The 16,157-nt window shown below is 48.6% G+C and carries 12 protein-coding genes and 2 pseudogenes; 3 read left to right on the top strand and 11 right to left on the bottom strand.

Going from position 1 to position 16,157, the window contains the following annotated elements; translation table 11 throughout:
• Positions 1 to 12 precede the first annotated feature (12 nt).
• The 8 genes from MRJ96_14465 to MRJ96_14430 form a co-directional block, all read right to left on the bottom strand.
• Positions 13 to 873: a hypothetical protein gene (locus MRJ96_14465; GenBank protein MDR4502644.1), complete on the bottom strand. Its 861-nt coding sequence runs from the start codon at positions 871 to 873 to the stop codon at positions 13 to 15.
• A 308-nt stretch (positions 874 to 1,181) separates the two neighbouring features.
• Positions 1,182 to 1,742, bottom strand: coding sequence for a carboxypeptidase-like regulatory domain-containing protein (locus MRJ96_14460; GenBank protein MDR4502643.1), 561 nt, complete (start codon positions 1,740 to 1,742; stop codon positions 1,182 to 1,184).
• A gap of 58 nt (positions 1,743 to 1,800) precedes the next feature.
• Positions 1,801 to 2,232, bottom strand: coding sequence for a hypothetical protein (locus MRJ96_14455; protein ID MDR4502642.1), 432 nt, complete (start codon positions 2,230 to 2,232; stop codon positions 1,801 to 1,803).
• Positions 2,233 to 2,533: 301 nt separating this feature from the next.
• The gene (locus MRJ96_14450; protein ID MDR4502641.1) at positions 2,534 to 2,884 is read right to left on the bottom strand and encodes a hypothetical protein; all 351 of its coding nucleotides are present in this window, start codon (positions 2,882 to 2,884) and stop codon (positions 2,534 to 2,536) included.
• Between the two features lie 74 nt (positions 2,885 to 2,958).
• On the bottom strand, positions 2,959 to 3,726 hold the full coding sequence (locus MRJ96_14445; GenBank protein MDR4502640.1) for a hypothetical protein: 768 nt from the start codon (positions 3,724 to 3,726) through the stop codon (positions 2,959 to 2,961).
• A 236-nt stretch (positions 3,727 to 3,962) separates the two neighbouring features.
• A complete protein-coding gene (locus MRJ96_14440; GenBank protein MDR4502639.1) occupies positions 3,963 to 4,778 on the bottom strand; it encodes a hypothetical protein in 816 nt (271 codons plus the stop codon).
• A 354-nt stretch (positions 4,779 to 5,132) separates the two neighbouring features.
• Positions 5,133 to 7,700, bottom strand: a complete 2,568-nt coding sequence (locus MRJ96_14435; protein ID MDR4502638.1) for a hypothetical protein — start codon at positions 7,698 to 7,700, stop codon at positions 5,133 to 5,135.
• 15 nt (positions 7,701 to 7,715) lie between these two features.
• A complete protein-coding gene (locus MRJ96_14430; GenBank protein ID MDR4502637.1) occupies positions 7,716 to 8,300 on the bottom strand; it encodes a tyrosine-type recombinase/integrase in 585 nt (194 codons plus the stop codon).
• Positions 8,301 to 8,407: 107 nt separating this feature from the next.
• Here MRJ96_14430 and MRJ96_14425 point away from each other — a divergent pair.
• From MRJ96_14425 to MRJ96_14415, 3 genes and pseudogenes are all read left to right on the top strand, one after another.
• Positions 8,408 to 11,377, top strand: a pseudogene (locus MRJ96_14425) (Tn3 family transposase).
• Positions 11,378 to 11,803: 426 nt separating this feature from the next.
• A pseudogene (locus MRJ96_14420) lies at positions 11,804 to 12,952 on the top strand (transposase).
• A gap of 130 nt (positions 12,953 to 13,082) precedes the next feature.
• Positions 13,083 to 13,790, top strand: a complete 708-nt coding sequence (locus MRJ96_14415) for a class I SAM-dependent methyltransferase (protein ID MDR4502636.1) — start codon at positions 13,083 to 13,085, stop codon at positions 13,788 to 13,790.
• Between the two features lie 267 nt (positions 13,791 to 14,057).
• Here MRJ96_14415 and MRJ96_14410 read toward each other — a convergent pair whose 3' ends face one another.
• The 3 genes from MRJ96_14410 to MRJ96_14400 all read right to left on the bottom strand — a co-directional run bounded on the left by MRJ96_14410 (position 14,058) and on the right by MRJ96_14400 (position 15,605).
• The gene (locus MRJ96_14410) at positions 14,058 to 14,576 is read right to left on the bottom strand and encodes a DUF1566 domain-containing protein (protein ID MDR4502635.1); all 519 of its coding nucleotides are present in this window, start codon (positions 14,574 to 14,576) and stop codon (positions 14,058 to 14,060) included.
• Between the two features lie 355 nt (positions 14,577 to 14,931).
• On the bottom strand, positions 14,932 to 15,309 hold the full coding sequence (locus MRJ96_14405) for a hypothetical protein (protein ID MDR4502634.1): 378 nt from the start codon (positions 15,307 to 15,309) through the stop codon (positions 14,932 to 14,934).
• A complete protein-coding gene (locus MRJ96_14400) occupies positions 15,306 to 15,605 on the bottom strand; it encodes an AAA family ATPase (protein ID MDR4502633.1) in 300 nt (99 codons plus the stop codon). Before MRJ96_14400 ends, MRJ96_14405 begins: the two co-directional genes overlap by 4 nt.
• Between the last annotated feature and the right edge of the window lie 552 nt (positions 15,606 to 16,157).

Below are 16,157 nucleotides of genomic sequence, written 5' to 3'. Positions count from 1 at the left end.
TTCCCCAAAATTCTAGGCTTCCTCTTCAGTACTAATATTTGCATAACCCTTTTGGATTGCTTCAGCCAAATAACGATTGACGAATTGTTCGCGGCCCATTTGTCTGTAGTGAACAAGCTTATGAATCATAAGTATGAGTGATTCTTCCTCTTTTGCACTAAGATGCCCAAAGCGGACGTCATCCCATGTATGAGTCCAACCCGTTAAGATTTGATGATGGGCATCTTGAACGATGACCAACGAATCAAGGGTAATGCCATCGAACCCTTCTCGTAGGTAAAGATCTCCAAGAAGGACAGAGCGTTGAATGATCTTCACACGATCGAGATCAATAGAGTAAAAATGCCTGTCCCTCGACAACGACGTTCCATCAACAAGGTGTTGAATAACATCCTTTAATTCAGGAGTCAGGGCTTTGGCACCACACTCAAGCGTATCGATATGGGCCGCGCTCACTGTAAAGAGAATACTCGATGTACCACCAGTGGTAAGCTTCACTAAATCTGTGAAACGATCTTGCGCAATATTTTCTATCAATTTCTCTGGCTGTACATCTCTAAAATCGCAATAGAGTTCTCCAGCATTTAATATATGGGATCCAACAAGTTTAATCTCTCGAACAGCTTTGCAAGTTGGATCAGCTTGACAAACAACTGGTAGATTACAATCTGGTAAGGCAAAGCGCTCTATCAAACTAAGATCACAAAACACTTCTGTCTTGTGAACAACAAGTTCCTCAAGCAACGTTTCACAAACATTGGTTCGTTGTGGGGCCGGCAGTCCGAGTCCTAAGCATTCTGCTTGAGCAAATCCTGAACTCGATAGGACGGCCAACAGTCCAATGAAAACCAATAATCTTTTGACTTTGCACATAACATCACTCCTTAGCAATGCAATCGCCTGATGCCGTTTGATGAATGTGAGCAGCGCATTAGATAGCTTTCTTCCGTTAACGAGTTCTAGCACCTCGATTGCTAGTTATCGAGTTGCTACACATGTAAAGCTTCCTCATATTTAATTAAGAAAGATTAAGCAACAATGGCATTTCCGATACGGAGGCCTCAGATTCACTACGGTCTCTCCTCAACACTAGCGACCAATCTTCAAGTATTCTTATTTGTTCTGTCTCACTTATGGTTGCTCTAGTCATCACGGATCCTCCCCCACATACTTGAAAACCATCAATGGTTTGTATATAGCCCCCGAACCTGGGCCAGTCGTTTCATCGCCAGACCGGTCGGCTTCCACATGCCAAGATTGACGGCATACCGTTTGGGGAGCTCAGCACGCATACCCTCAAGAGACTCCGTCTGATCCAGGACGTGTAAGCGTTCATAGGTCGAGACGAGTTCTAAATCTTGCCAAGGACCTAATGCCCTGCCTACTTTGCCTGGCATCACCTTGTTCACCTTTTGGTCTGTTTTTCCCGATAAGTTCGAGGTCAGACTTGGATGATAGCGGTCAAGCGCATCAGTCCGAACGTCATCAAACCGCACAGCGGAAAGACTATCTCCCCGATCGAATTCAATCGAATAACTCCCATCTGCCCTGGTTGTATCGTTACCAATTTCCTTCTCTCCGCGGTACAGCCTCACCCAAATATTGGCGACAGGCTGATTGGCTTGATCAACGACCACACCTTCAATCGTGTTTCGATCATGCGCTCGAGATCCGAGCGGAAACACGATCATCAAACACACACTCAACAGTGGAAGAACGATAAATCTTGTAACTCGACTCATAAAGATCAGCCTTTCTTTCACGTATAAAGCGTTGAGCAACAACCTGTCGATTTACCCACTACCGACTCCAGGTGAAGGAAGGGTTGGTACGGTAAATTCCCCTTTTGCAAATCTGATACAGTCGTTCCTTAAAGTCCGTTGAGAGGTCTGTACGTTGAAGGATCTGTTGACATTGACCTTCTGACTGAGGAGCCATGAGTTCAATCCAGGGAAGCACTGGAATCTTCCCTATAGGCCAGGCATTAGGATTCGGCTTCTTGCTGTTTAAGGCCAAGAGCGAATTCTGGATAGCGAGTTCACGCTCTTCTAAGTATTGGAACAGCTCCGGATAGGCTTTACGCGCTTTCTGAGCTTGTGAGCGGAGTTCCTTGTAGGAACCATTCTTACTACCGGTATTCGTCATTTTAAGTTGATCAACCCCATACACGACTCCCACGAATCCGAGAAAAATCAAAACAAAGAAAAAAACAATGAAGTGTTTTCTATCCATGGGTGCACCCTCCTGATAAATAAGATGATCAATGAAAACTTGACGTCTCTACCCCCTAACTATTGCTTGCAGCATCCCGCAGGATGCAACCGTTGCTTACAAAGGAGGGAAACATGATAAATCCCCTCGCTCACCTATACTGAACCCGAGAGCGCCAAAATAATACGGTTCTTTGATCTTTGACTTTTCTCCCTGTGATCAACGCGCTTGGCATAACTGAATAGCGTTCGACCACAACCCTGCCCGTCTCGAATTTTTGACTGAAAACACGAAATCATTCTTCGGATTTCGCACCTAATCCTTATTGCCGCTGGGCAAAGAGCTTGAACCCATTAGCGATTTGAGGACGACCATTTTGTTGATCTACATAGATAGTTTTTCCACTGAGTAAGGCAGATGTGAGCAACGACTGCATTCTGGCCAGCCCTTGATCACCATGTTGCGCTTTCCTCACTTCGATCCATAATTCCCTTCCAGCCTCCGCGGCATTCCCAGCTTTTCCTGTCCATCGCACCTTGACCCTCAGAGACGCAGGATTCGCATTCTCAAGGAGCTGAATTTCACGCACCTCAGCTTCACCATCGGCAGATGCCAAATTCGGTAGAATACACAGACTCGCCAGCATCATCACTATCATTAAGGTTTTCATCATAAACCTCCTGGTTACGAGTTAGTATTGATGATGGCCCAGTACAACCAATGATCGATTGGCCATTGCCATCTAGGTCAGCAACATCCGAGACCAGTGGCAAGTAAGTCAAGCACTGGACCGATGAGGCTACCATCAACGATTAACTCCCCTGGAATGATTTCGATACTGGCCGTATACGCTTTAGAACCGCCTGGTTCAGAGATAATTCCGATGCCGGGGAGGTCTAATCGACCATCAAAACATTGCGTGGAACTTAACGGACGTGCTGTCAATATCCTGTTTGTGGTCCATTGCGAAGGAGTTAGACGCAAGACTACGGACCCTACCGCATCATGATCGCTTGAGATTTCCAGAACCTCTTCCTCCCCATCACAATCAAACGACGTTTGTCGTGCCACAATCGCGTCGCTTTCAAAATTGGCAAACCCTTCTGGGATGAACGGAAAGAACGGGATGAGAAAATACCCAGAAAGGGAAGCAGGACCCGCGTCACAGTCCACGGCATTCACAACAACTTCGATGTCATTCGAGACAGGAACGCGGGGTAGGGTCACCGATCGATTAATTGATACGGTCTCCCCTGTATCGACATCAGCGGCATCCACGAGATTAGGGAATACCGCCACCACCTCATCCTGCAACGCTCCGCTTTGAGCGGTCCGTAAATCCACAAACCAATCCCCTTCAGAAATATTGTCACAGTCATCATGAATCTGCAGCGAATGCAGTCGAATTTCGACATCCCGCTGTTGGGCATGCGTTAACGAAAATGATGCACCACTCAGTCCACATACAATGAAAACTAAGAGCCAATACGTAACGCGGTTTATGCGCTGATACATATCATTCCCTCCTCATGCTGCATCCATCATGTTGTCTGCACTATCCCTTGTTGAGCTGACAAGTAAAAGCCTCGAATCAGCAAAACATGGCGATACTATAAACAGCCCCAGGATGTATCCGCTGAAAATGTTTATGTACATAAAACAGATCCACCCCTGTTATGTCCTCTTCTTGTGTGTATGGGCGAATGTTGTGATTATTAAATGCCTGTCTCAACATGCTTTATCTGCCTCTGCTAGAATTCCCCGTTCAAGTCTCCCGTGTCCTGGTCATCATATACTGTATAGATTTGTCCCCCAGTTGGATCAAAGAGCAGCAACTGATAGGTGTCGACTGCATAATTAGGGGTGACTTGAAGATCCACTTGAATCGTGGCCGGGACGTTGGGCTTGATCTCTTGAAGATGCAACCTCAAATCAACGGCCTGAACGATACAATTGGCCTCCACAGGTGGAGAATCCAATTTCTCGCCTGTACACTTTTTTAGTTCGAAGATTGTCCCGTTTGTTCGATAGCGGCAGGTCACCCGATCATGGCTCGATAACCGATCAAAGGACAGGTGGGCCCACCCATCGGAGATTGTGCCGTCCACGATCTGTATGGACTCTGGAATACGGACTAACGGGCGTTCAAATGGTAAGACACCGTCCTCCGAAGTCGATGGGGAAGGCGTTCGACTCGCGGTCAGTGTATGCGTGATGCCAAAGCCCTGATTCCATCCACGATCGTGAACCGCCAAGATGAAGGAGTAACCATTCTCTCCATTGAATGTCGCCGGCCCTGCAAGATCGATCAGCCGTGAGCCATTCGGTCGGCAGAACATAAAGTCTGGCTCGCCCACGATCCGTTCGCCGGTCGGCAGCCGGTGTATCCATGTGCCAACAATTGAGTGATCCGTAAACTGCACCACGTCCCCGTAGTAAAAATCTCCAGGCGGGACCGTTCCTATGCCCTTGAGTGTACAAAGCTCGCCTTCATTCAAGGCCCAACCTGCTGATGTTCCACTCAAGATCAACACGAGCAATAGTAATAAAATGTGCATGTGCTTCATCGTGACTCCTTTCTAATCAAAATGATGAAGTCTTTCGACTCTTTAGTTATTTCTATACCAATTCCCAAGTCACAAACAGGTCACAAAAGCCAGAAAAAATAAGGGAATAGCGGTTTTTTTTTATTACTTTTAACTGAGAGAGAAAAAACCCAACAGAAGGTGTGGAAAACATAAAGAAAATCGATAGCGCACAGAAATTTGCGGCAAAGCCTATGAGGAAGAAAAGCTGTTGAAAATGGTGTTGAGGCGAAATGCGCCAGTGGAGTGTAAATTTGGGGTCACACCGGCATCACAGGCAGGGGCACAGGGCTATGACATAAGAACTACAGAGTGGAAAACCTATCGCAAGAGCTCCTAGAGAATAGGTGGGGCATCAACATACTGAGTCTGCTCTAGCACTTCCACGGCTTTGCTCCACTCGCCTGTTTGTTCATAGCCAGTTCGAAGCTGGTCGATGACGTGCTGATAACGCTTGTCGAGCCGAACGCGCATTGACTGCGTCCAGAGCTCGTCATCTTCTTGCGGGAGAAAAGGCCCTCGATACATCACGCGGGCTTGTTCATAAAGCGGAAGACTCTCATCAACTTGTTTCTCGTGCCATGTCGTATCAGCGCGGGCCACCAATTGTTCAAAGGCCAGGATATCAATCCAACAGCGATTCGGATTCAAGCTCACTCGTCCGCTCTCTAACAAAATTGCATCTTTGTGGCCCAGCATATTGCGCACGCGCGTGAGCGTCACGATGAACGAGCGATAGGCTCGATCGCCATCGGCATCCGGCCACAGAATATTGGCCATCTTTTCCTGAGGAACATCTTTGCCGCCTAACGCCAGCAGGACTTTCAGGAAAAGCACTTGTCGCTTGGGGATTTTCTTAATAGGCCCTTTTTCAGCCTGTTCTGTGCTCAAGACAAAATTTCCTAATGTCGTCATCCGAACGGCAAAGGGCCATTTGTATGAGACGCCTTCTGACGGCGGACTCAATTTGAGCGTCGCGATAATCTTCTTAGCCTGCGCTTCTTCGATCCCGGCTTCCAGAGCCTGATTGCAGAGCCATGCGAGCATGTCTGGAATCACTCCCTTCAAAAACATGAATCCTGTAGTTCGGCTTATCGATAATGCTGCGGCAATTGCTTGACGTCCGTGTTGTGCCTTCCCCTGCACATAAGCAAGTTTGGCTTCTGCAATAGCAACCTGATAGTCGAGCGCCTGCACTTTCATCAATCGAGTCTGAGACTTCACTATTTGGAATTCTTCATTAGCCTGAATGAAATCTTTTTGATGAATCAGAAAAAATACGAGGCAGATTCTGTAATGTCCTTCCATAAATGGAAATTCAAAGTTCACAACAAGATCAAGAATGCGCTCTTTTTGAGAAATAGCCTGATCTGAATGTCCGGAGAGGCTTGCTAACCAAGCGGTATGAATACGAGCATGGATTTCCCCGACACCTCCATCGTCCTGAAATTTTTTCAGCATGAGGTCACAGATAGTCATTGCCTTTAAAAGTTCTTGATTCAACACATACCCACAAACGCCTTGTTCTAATACCCAAGCGTCAAGAACGGGGGACTGCCCTTTATCAAAATATTTCACGCCTTCTTGGTAGTGTGCTAAGCATGTCTGCACATCATGGTCCAGCCATCCCTGAAAACCTGCCATGCCATGAAAAATGAGATGAGCAACTGTGGCTTGTGGATAACATCGTATGGGAAGGGACAAATTTGCTAAGACAGATCGGGCTGCTACTAAATCACCTTTCCAAGTATAAAACTTCCATAGATGCCAGGCTAATTGGGTGCGTATTGTGATGTCCGGAATTTGATGAAGGAATTCTTCGATTTCTTTTGTTAGTTTCAAAAATTCAGGGCTGGTATCGTCACCCTTGATAAGAACCCCGAAGCGGCTCACTAATGCACTGAAGAGAGTAGCTTTGACTCTTATTTCTATTTCTTGTGATGGATATTCTTTATGAGCATCTTGAAAGTCTTCCAGAGTTTTCACCCAGGCATCCAACCGCGAATACTGTCGAAAGCTCAGTTGAATCGCGTCCACGATCCCACACCAAGCCAAGAGAATTCCAGTCTGATCGCCTTCTGCTTCAAACCGATGAAACACCCGTTCAAACAGGGGGACACTCGAATCAGGATTCGTCGTCATCACACACGTGGCCTGCCAATATTGACACCAGGGAGCGGCCGCTACTATGTCTTTGGGAATTTGCATGAGCCAAGCAGCGAGCGTCTGCACCTTACCTTGGTTCATGTATTGCGGTGCAGCAGGCAACAAAATATTCAAGAACTCTGTCCACTGCTGGTTCTCCACATACAACGCCATGGCTTCTTCCCTACGCCCCTCGGCTTTGAGTAGCGTCGCGGCCTGCTCTTGCAGGTCATGTATCTTCTCCGCCTCCCAATGCTCTTGTGCGTATGCGCGTAAAAACTCCCGAAACCGTGGATGAAACTGATACTGCACTTCCACATCTTTGCGCCGTTCGGTAAAATACCCCCGCCGAGCCAACCGCTCCAGCAACGCCCCCGCCTTCTCTGCCCCCGTCAGCGCTGCTGCCATTCCCCGCGTCATCGACGGCAGCGCACTCAACGTCAAGAGCCACTCTTGTTCTTGCGCGGATTGCTGCTGCAGCACTTCTGTCGCAAAGTAGTCAAATAAGACCGACGTATCCGATGTGTCGGGGGCGCGCTTCCCGATCTCCCCAGCTTGCGCTAATGCCAAGATCACCCCGCCCATCCACCCCTGTGTATGTTCCTGTAACCTCAGTACCCATCCCTCCATCTCGTCCGGCAGCATGCCCGGCCGGTGCAAATGCACCACGTCTTTGAGCTCGGGGTCGGTCAGCTGCAAGTCGGTAAAGCCCAGCAGCGCCATGCGAGGGTCGGTCTGGATTCTGACGGAATTGGCCAAACCGAGGCCTCAGACTTAGTCTCGCCAGAATGAGGTGAACCGTTCAGCCGATAATTCCGTATATTTGACGGTGTGTTGAATGTTCTTGTGACCCAAATAATGTTGAATAGCTTGTGTGTCATGACCATCATTGGCCAGCTTATAGCCACACGCGTGACGCAGCATATGTGGGTGAACGGGAAAACTCATTGTTGAGAGTGCCCCAATTCGCGCGATCAGCTTTCGAAACCCAGATGTGGTCATGGGGCCGCCACGCTCGGTCACAAAGAGATACGGCGACTTCGCCGATTCACTTTGCAACTTCCGCAGGGCGCGTAGCTCTGGTCCACGGAGCGGATGTACGCTCGGGACACCCTGTTTGACACGATGAATATGAAGGAGCCCTTGCTCAAGACTGACTTGATCCCAGCGTAAGGCGCACAGTTCGGAGGCTCGTAATCCATGCCGATAAGCCAGCAAAATCATGGTGGTATCACGCTGCCTATATCGACCACGCTTCCGCGCCACAGCCATTAGTTCGGTGACTTCTCGCTCCGTCAAACACTCCCGTGGCCGACAATCGGGGTAGGGTTTGCGCGTGACTGTCCCATTTTCGATCATTGGTGACACAAAACTGAAGCCTCTCAATAGCCCATTTTTTCAGGTGCTCGTGTATTATGCTCTCCCATTTAGAGTCATAAACGGGACAGTGCCATACACACATTCGTATGAGCGCCAAGCACGAAACCGCCTACCCTCGATTCAAATCGGATCTGACGGCTACTGAGCTAGACGAAATCTACACGCCATCGGGTGAGACCCTGGAGTTCGCCCGAGAGCATAGCAAAACTCCAGCTGAACAATTCGCGTTGCTCATACTGTTGGTGACTGTTCCACGGCTAGGCTATTTCGTCAAGTGTGCTGATGTCCCGGCCATGATCCACTCCCACATTGCGAAGCATGCACACATGTTGAGCGTCAGTAAGGCCCAACTCCGAAAACTTGAGCGATCTGGGGCTCGTCACCGATTACGGAGTGTGGTTCGAGCGCGGCTCGCGCTTAAAGCCTTTGATGCTGGCGGTGCTGAGTTCGTGACGCAAACGGCCACAGCGGCGGCACAGACACGACAGGAACTGGCCGACATTATCAATGTGGTGATCGAAGAACTGGTGCGCTGTCGCTATGAATTACCTGGATTCACGACATTACAGCGAGCTGCAAGGCACGCACGTGCCCAGACCAACACCATTATCTACGATACCATAGCCCGTCAGTTACCTACTGAGACAAAGAGTCATCTGGACCAGCTCCTCATCGTGAAATCAGATGCCTCCGAAAGTAGCTGGCAACGGTTGAAACGGGAACCGAAAAAACCCACCAACAAAGAGATGCAAGGCTGTCTTGAGCAACTGATCTGGTTAAATCGATGGGTGGAGAGGTTGCACGATGTTTGTGCTATCCCCGCGGCGAAATGGCGACAGTTCAACTGGGAAGCTCGCTCTTATGATGCCGCCAGTTTGAAAAGGATGAAACCAAAAAAACGGTATGCGCTGATGGTGATGCTCTTTCATTCACAGCTGCGTCACGCGATGGATGATGTAGTGACGATTGTGACTCGAAAGATGGCTGTCCTGCACAACAATGCTCGGCAACGGCTGGAGCAGTACCATGTGCAACGTGCCACGAAAGTGGATCATCTTATTGATCAGTTTCGGAATGTGCTGTGTGCGTATAACGCAGAGTCATCCGATAGTGACCGTCTGGCAGGCATCAGTCGAGCCTTGGCGGACAGCCCAGAGAATTTAGTGGCCGAGTGTGATCAACATATGGCATATGCCGGCGGCAACTACCTTCCCTTTATGTTGGGTTCGTACCAGGCTCAGCGTTCGTTGCTCCTCAATGCGTTAACGTTGATGAATGTGGAATCATCATCGAATGACCGGTCCATTGTGCAGACCTGTCAATTGGTGCTTCATCATCGTCACAGTCGCAAACCGACGCTGCCGTTACCAGAGAATCTGTCGCTGCACTGGCTATCAGAGAAGTGGCGCAAGCTCGTGACCGGCAGTACCAATACGGCCCTGCCCATTGTCGAGGTCAATCGCAAATATTTTGAATTGTGTGTCCTCTCCCAAGTATCAATAGAATTAAAAACTGGCGACCTGTTCATTAACCACAGCGAAGAATACAGCGATTACCGTGTACAACTGCTCGATTGGTCCGACTACCACGAACAAATTGGTGAGTACAGTGTCTTGTTGGATCTGCCGTCAGACCCGGAGCTGTTTGTGGCGAAGCTTCATGAGCAATTCGCCAGCACGGCCGCATCTATCGATCATCAATTTCCTGATAACGAGTCAGTCGATATCGATGATGATGGACTGCTTATCCGCAGACCCGAAACACGCACGCCCTCGGCAGCACTGAAGAAGCTGGACCAAACGATCACTGAACGCCTGCCCGAACAGAATATCCTTGATGTGTTGACAGAGACTGAACGCTGGTTGAATCTGCATCAGCAGTTCGGACCAATCACCAGCTTTGCTTCCAAGCTTGATGAGCCGCGAAAACGCTTCATCGCAACCTTGTTCTGTTATGGCTGTAATCTCGGCCCTGTCCAAACTGCGCGGTCCGTCAAAGAACTGAGTCGGAAGCAAGTGGCCTAGCTGAATCTTTATCATGTCACTGAAGAACGGTTGGATAAAGCCATTGAAGGTGTGATCAACGCCTATAATCAATTTCGTTTACCGAAGTCCTGGGGTTCTGGCAAGGGCGTGTCAGCAGACGGCACGAAGTGGAACGTGTATGAGCAAAACCTGCTCTCGGAATATCATATTCGTTACGGAGGATACGGCGGGATTGGCTATTATCATGTTTCCGATATGTACATTGCCCTGTTTAGTCATTTTATTCCGTGTGGGGTGTATGAAGCCATTTACATTCTGGACGGGTTGATGAAGAACGAATCGGATATTCAGCCAGATACCGTGCACGGCGATACCCATGCTCAAAGTACACCTGTCTTCGGGCTCGCCTATCTGTTAGGCATTCATCTCATGCCGAGAATTCGAAAACCGAAAAACCTGGTGTTCTACCGACCAGCCCGAGGCACACAGTACGCGCATATTGATGTACTTTTTAGTGAAGCAATCGACTGGTCCTTGATCGAACGGCATCTGCCAGATATGTTTCGCATCGCGCGCTCCATCAAGGCCGGGAAAATTACGCCCTCCGCCATACTCCGCCGATTGGGAGCTCGGAGTCGGAAAAACAAACTCTATTTTGCGTTTCGAGAACTTGGGCGAGTCGTGCGTACGGAATTTCTCCTCACGTATATCGGTGATATTGAGATTCGTCAAATGGTACATTCGGCCACGAACAAGAGTGAAGAATTCAATCAGTTCGCCCAGTGGTTACTCTTTGGTGGGGAAGGGGTCATTGCTGAAAATGATCGGTATGAGCAGCGCAAAATCATCAAGCACAATCATTTAGTGGCCAACCTCGTGATTCTCCACAACGTCAATGCGATGACCAAGGTCTTGAGCGAGTTGAGTGCGGAAGGCTACCCACTCACAGCAGAAACGGTCGCGGGGTTGGCTCCGTACCGCACCCACCACATTAACCGATTTGGTGATTATTCGTTGGATCTGGAGCGGGCAGTTATCCCCATGAATTCACGGGCGACGTTTCTTCGGTAGTGTGAACTATCGTCGTTGCTAGCCTCCCTTGTGCGCAGGAGCTGTCGGTTTGATGTTAGTATCCTGATGGACAGAGAACGACTCAAAGTAGGTTGTGGATCGAGCCTGCCAACTCTAACGCGACTACTTTGCAAGAAGAGGTCACGCCATAGAACGGACAATATCGTACATTTGTAGAATTAAACCCCAAGGGGGAGGAGGTTTTTGATCAATAACGTTATTAGCTCTTAATGGACAATAAAATAATCTGTGCAATACTATCCTTAAAGCCATGTTATGTCCTTCACCGGCATAGAACATCTATAAATCAAAAAGCGAGTTATATTCGAAAGTAGTGTTTGGATGAGTTGAAAAGACGCGGCGTCTCGGGTTGAAATGGGTGTTGCCACACAGCCACACCTCAACCATGAAAGGAGAGACGCCACGATGCAAGAGGGTAACAAAACACCATCAGCAGCACCAGTGAATCGGGATACGTTAACAGAGTTACTTCGGACCGGAGCCCGACAACTGCTGGCCCACGCGTTGGAAGCGGAACGGGCTACACTGTTAGCTGAATATGCGGAGCAACAGGATGCCCAGGGACGAGCCATTGTCGTCGGCAATGGGCATCATCCGAAGCGGCCGATTCAAAGCAGCCTCGGGCCGGTGCCGGTTCAAGTCCCGAAGGTACGGAGTCGAGAGGGTTCCCCAGTTACGTTTCGCTCAGCATTAGTGCCACCGTATGTGCGGAAAACAGCCACGTTCGAAGCCGCGATTCCCTGGCTCTCTTTGAAAGGCATTTCAACCGGGGAGATGCAGACGGCTTTAGAAGCCTTAGTCGGTCCGGAAGCCACGGGCCTGTCTGCCAGTACGGTTGCACGACTCAAGCAGACGTGGGGGGCCGAGTATCAGACGTGGCACCAACAGCAACTCGATGACGAGGAATGGGGGTATATCTGGGCAGATGGCCTTTACAGTGGACTCCGGGCTGAGCAGCATCGGCTCTGTGTGTTAGTGGTGGTCGGAGTTACGAGCCAAGGCGAGAAGCGGCTGTTGGCGGTGGCGCCATGGGATTCTGGGGCGCGTTAGAGGAAGTCTATCCGAGCACGCGGCACCAGCGCTGTTGGGTCCACAAGACTCGCAATGTCCTCAATGCGTTGCCGAAGAGTGTGCAGCCCCAAGCGAAGCAAGCGTTGCATGAGATTTGGCAGGCCGAGACCCAAGGGACGGCCAATCGAGCCTTTGACGTCTTTCTGCAGACTTATGAAGCCAAGTACCCGAAAGCCACGATGTGTCTGGCGAAAGATCGCGAAGCACTCCTCACCTTACTATGCATTTCCAGCGGCGCACTGGCAAAGTCTTCGTACGACCAATCCCATTGAATCGACCTTTGGCACCATTCGGCACCGGACCAAGCGAACCAAAAGCTGTCTGACGCGGGCTGGGATGTTACACATGATGTTCAAGCTGGGACGGTGTGCCGAGAAGACTTGGCGACGCCTACGAGGGTTTAGACACTTGGTCCAAGTGAGTAAGGGCATTCAATTTAGGGATGGGAGAGAAGTCACGACAACGGAACCCGTCGCCGCGTAACCAATCTCAGACACTAGATTTGACAATAGCTCTCAAAAAGCTGAACCATCGGTTCTTGGCTAATGCCTTCTTCTCACAACAGATTATGCGGTAGAATGATTTTTCTTACTAAAAATAAAAGGAGAAGCAAATGACCTTGAAAAGTGTTCAATTAGAAACAAAAGAACCGGCAAATCAATTCCAAATTGACTCATATCATTCTAGAGGGCCAGTTCAAATGGGTCCCTGGACAAGTCATATGTGGCGTGATGATCCACGTCACCTAGGATTTCTTCTTGCCAGATATAAGTTCTGTGCAAAAATCTTGTCTGGAAGGAAAAAGGTGCTTGAAATTGGCTGTGGTGATGCTTTTGGGATATCAGTTGTCAAACAAACCGTATTAGAAATTCATGGGATCGATCTTGAACCACTTGTGCTCGAAGATGCTAAGAACCGTCTTCAAGATGAAGAGCAAGGTGGAATTACTTTGAGCGTTCACGATATGACAGCAGCTACAATGAATCAACAATTTGATGCAGCATACTCCCTAGACGTGATTGAGCATATCCCTTTCTTGCACGAGAATAAATTTATGGAAAATCTCTCTGCGTCACTGTCTGAACATTCTATTTGTATCCTAGGAACACCAAATATAACAGCAAGTAGGTATGCGAGTCGTTTTGCCGCTGAAGGACATATCAACCTCAAAAGCTCGGAAACCCTTTATGAGTTGATGTCGAGTTATTTTCACCACTGTCTGCTATTTTCGATGAATGATGAAGTTGTTCATACGGGATTCTATCCAATGGCTCATTACCTTTTAGCGGTAGGCATTGAACTGAAGCAGAGAGAAATATAGCTTGTCCGATTGTATGGTCAGGGTAGGACGATATTTGAGACCTTCTGCTTCTCTTTTCTGCAGAGGGTATTTGGAGACTAAAAGCATTTACGCAAATGATGGCAAATCGAGTTCCATGCTTACGCTGTTAAACAGGCTCGGCACACAAGAAAGAGCCCCTGGGCCACATAGACCAGAGGCTCTTTCTCTAAAGTTTGGATAGTCTCAAAGTTCTTCTTTTGAAAAACTTAGCGTTCTTCGCACTCCATTATTGCTTAGCAACTAAGCCTAATAATCAACTGGTCCTGGTGACCCACCTCTCACACAAATGGTGTGGTACTGGTTATTCCATTTGTGACTGAGTAATACAGCCCCAGTACCGAGGTTTGCCCACCAAGCCTCAGCCGGATTATCTGGATTGGTGCTTATAGACCAATAAATGCCGTTGACGATATTGGTAAAAGGATGACCCGTTGGAAGGGCTGGATTCGTATTTGCCGTATCCAGCAAACTTGAAAGTTCGTTGATTGCTGGTAAACGCCATCCTCTTCGATTGGAAATGGCAGTGTTGACAATGCATTGAACTCGAGCTTCCGACCAGTTTTTTGTTGTCGTAATTGGCGATAGTTGCCATGTTAATCCCGTTTCGTTGTCTAGCACACCCATTCCATCCATCACCACGACAAATCGTTGAGTATCAGATAATGTCCCTGACATTGGCGGATCAAGTGTGCCTGCGAGAGAAAACGTAGGCAGTGTCCATAGTACCGCTAGCCCAAAAATAAAAAACAAGCATGATCGTCGCATAAACTCTCATTTTTTAAAAGGTTAATTGCGATGACTGAATTTTGTGAACGGAGTTTGGGGTCCACTATAGGGAATGGTTTTGTCCGTTATCGGTTGAAACGACATATAACTTGAATGCAGCTTATTCACAAACGATCGTTTATGAATCACGGGAAAAATTGTTCAAAAAAGGGTGCTACGCGTATTGGGTTATATGGACTTTTCTCTAATTGAGTCAAAGTCAAGAGAGTATGATGTCCGCTCTTCATTTTCCAGTCCAAGCAGGACCGGGGCAGTAGGTAAGAGTGGAATACATGCCCCGGTCCTGCTTGGGCTGTGTCTTGTATCACTCATCATCTACCTAAAACGTTTTTCATTATCCGGCGTCACACGGGAGTATTAAGCGCCCGTGGCTCCTGCCCCCATTAAAAGGTCGTTCTATAGATTCCCCCGGCTTTAGCCGGGGGAATCTATTCTGGCCAATTTCGTCAGAATCCCGGCCGACCCTCATGCGTTGTTCCACTTGCACCCGGGCCAGCATGGGTGGCGGGACATTTCGGCTCATGATCAGCATCGTGCCGTGGGCAGGCATTCCCTCAATCGCTTTGAGCACGAGCGTATGGAGTGAACTGTCCAGGGGCAGTTCATGATAATTATCGAAGACCAGGAGAAACGGCGTCTTGAGTTTACGGTAGAACTGCTCGAAAAAATGTTGGGCAAATACTGGGAGGTTGGCAAAGTATTCCGGAGTCAACGCCGGGGGGGGCGTTTGCTTCGTGGAGCCAGTCGAGAAAACCCTTGGCGCAAGAACCCAAACCAGACAGCGGGGTCCTGGTCGCCGGCATCGAGTTGGTACCAGAGGGCTTTACGTTTCTGCTGGTTGAGGTAACTCGCAGCGAGTGTGGTCTTTCCAGATCCTGGAGGTCCCGTGATCCAAATGACTGACCGATGTTGCGCATCGTCTAAGTGATAAAACAGTCGCTCGCGGGCCACCACACGTGGCAGCGTGGGAATCGTGAGCTTGATGGGAAGGAGTGGCTTTGGTTTCACTTTTTAGAATACATCGTTATAATTCTTACTATGGTCCGCGAGGATGTCATTGCTCGACTCAATAGCCACAAACCTGAACTAGAATCCCTAGGTATTTCCCATCTCTATCTATTTGGATCGGTAGCTAGAGGTGACAAAGCTTCCACATCGGATGTTGACCTTCTCGCTGAGTTCCAACCCACTGCTAGTATCGGTTTTGCCATAGTTAGCATTCAACACCGCCTTGAAGAAATTCTTGGGTGCCCTGTCGATTTGGTTCGCTCACCAATAGAAAAACCCCGTCTCAAGCAAGTCGTAGAAAGAGAGGCCATTCTTGCCTTCTAATAAGATTTCCCTGCGTTTTCAGGATATCCTTGATAGCATTGGCTACATTGAGCGGTTTACTCAAGGACTTTCTAAATCCGACTGAAAAAACGATTTAAAAACACGACTCGCTGTAGAACGAGCCATTGCGATCCTTTCAGAAGCTGCCGTGAAACTTGGGGATGATGCCCAGAAATTCGCTCCCGACATTCCCTGGCCTTCTATTAGAGGAATTGGTAATCACATACG

The organism is Nitrospirales bacterium, assembly GCA_031315865.1.
GTDB lineage: Bacteria > Nitrospirota > Nitrospiria > Nitrospirales > UBA8639 > JAGQKC01.
Note: the sequence above shows the minus strand (reverse complement) of the source record. Positions and strands in the feature narration are given on the sequence as shown.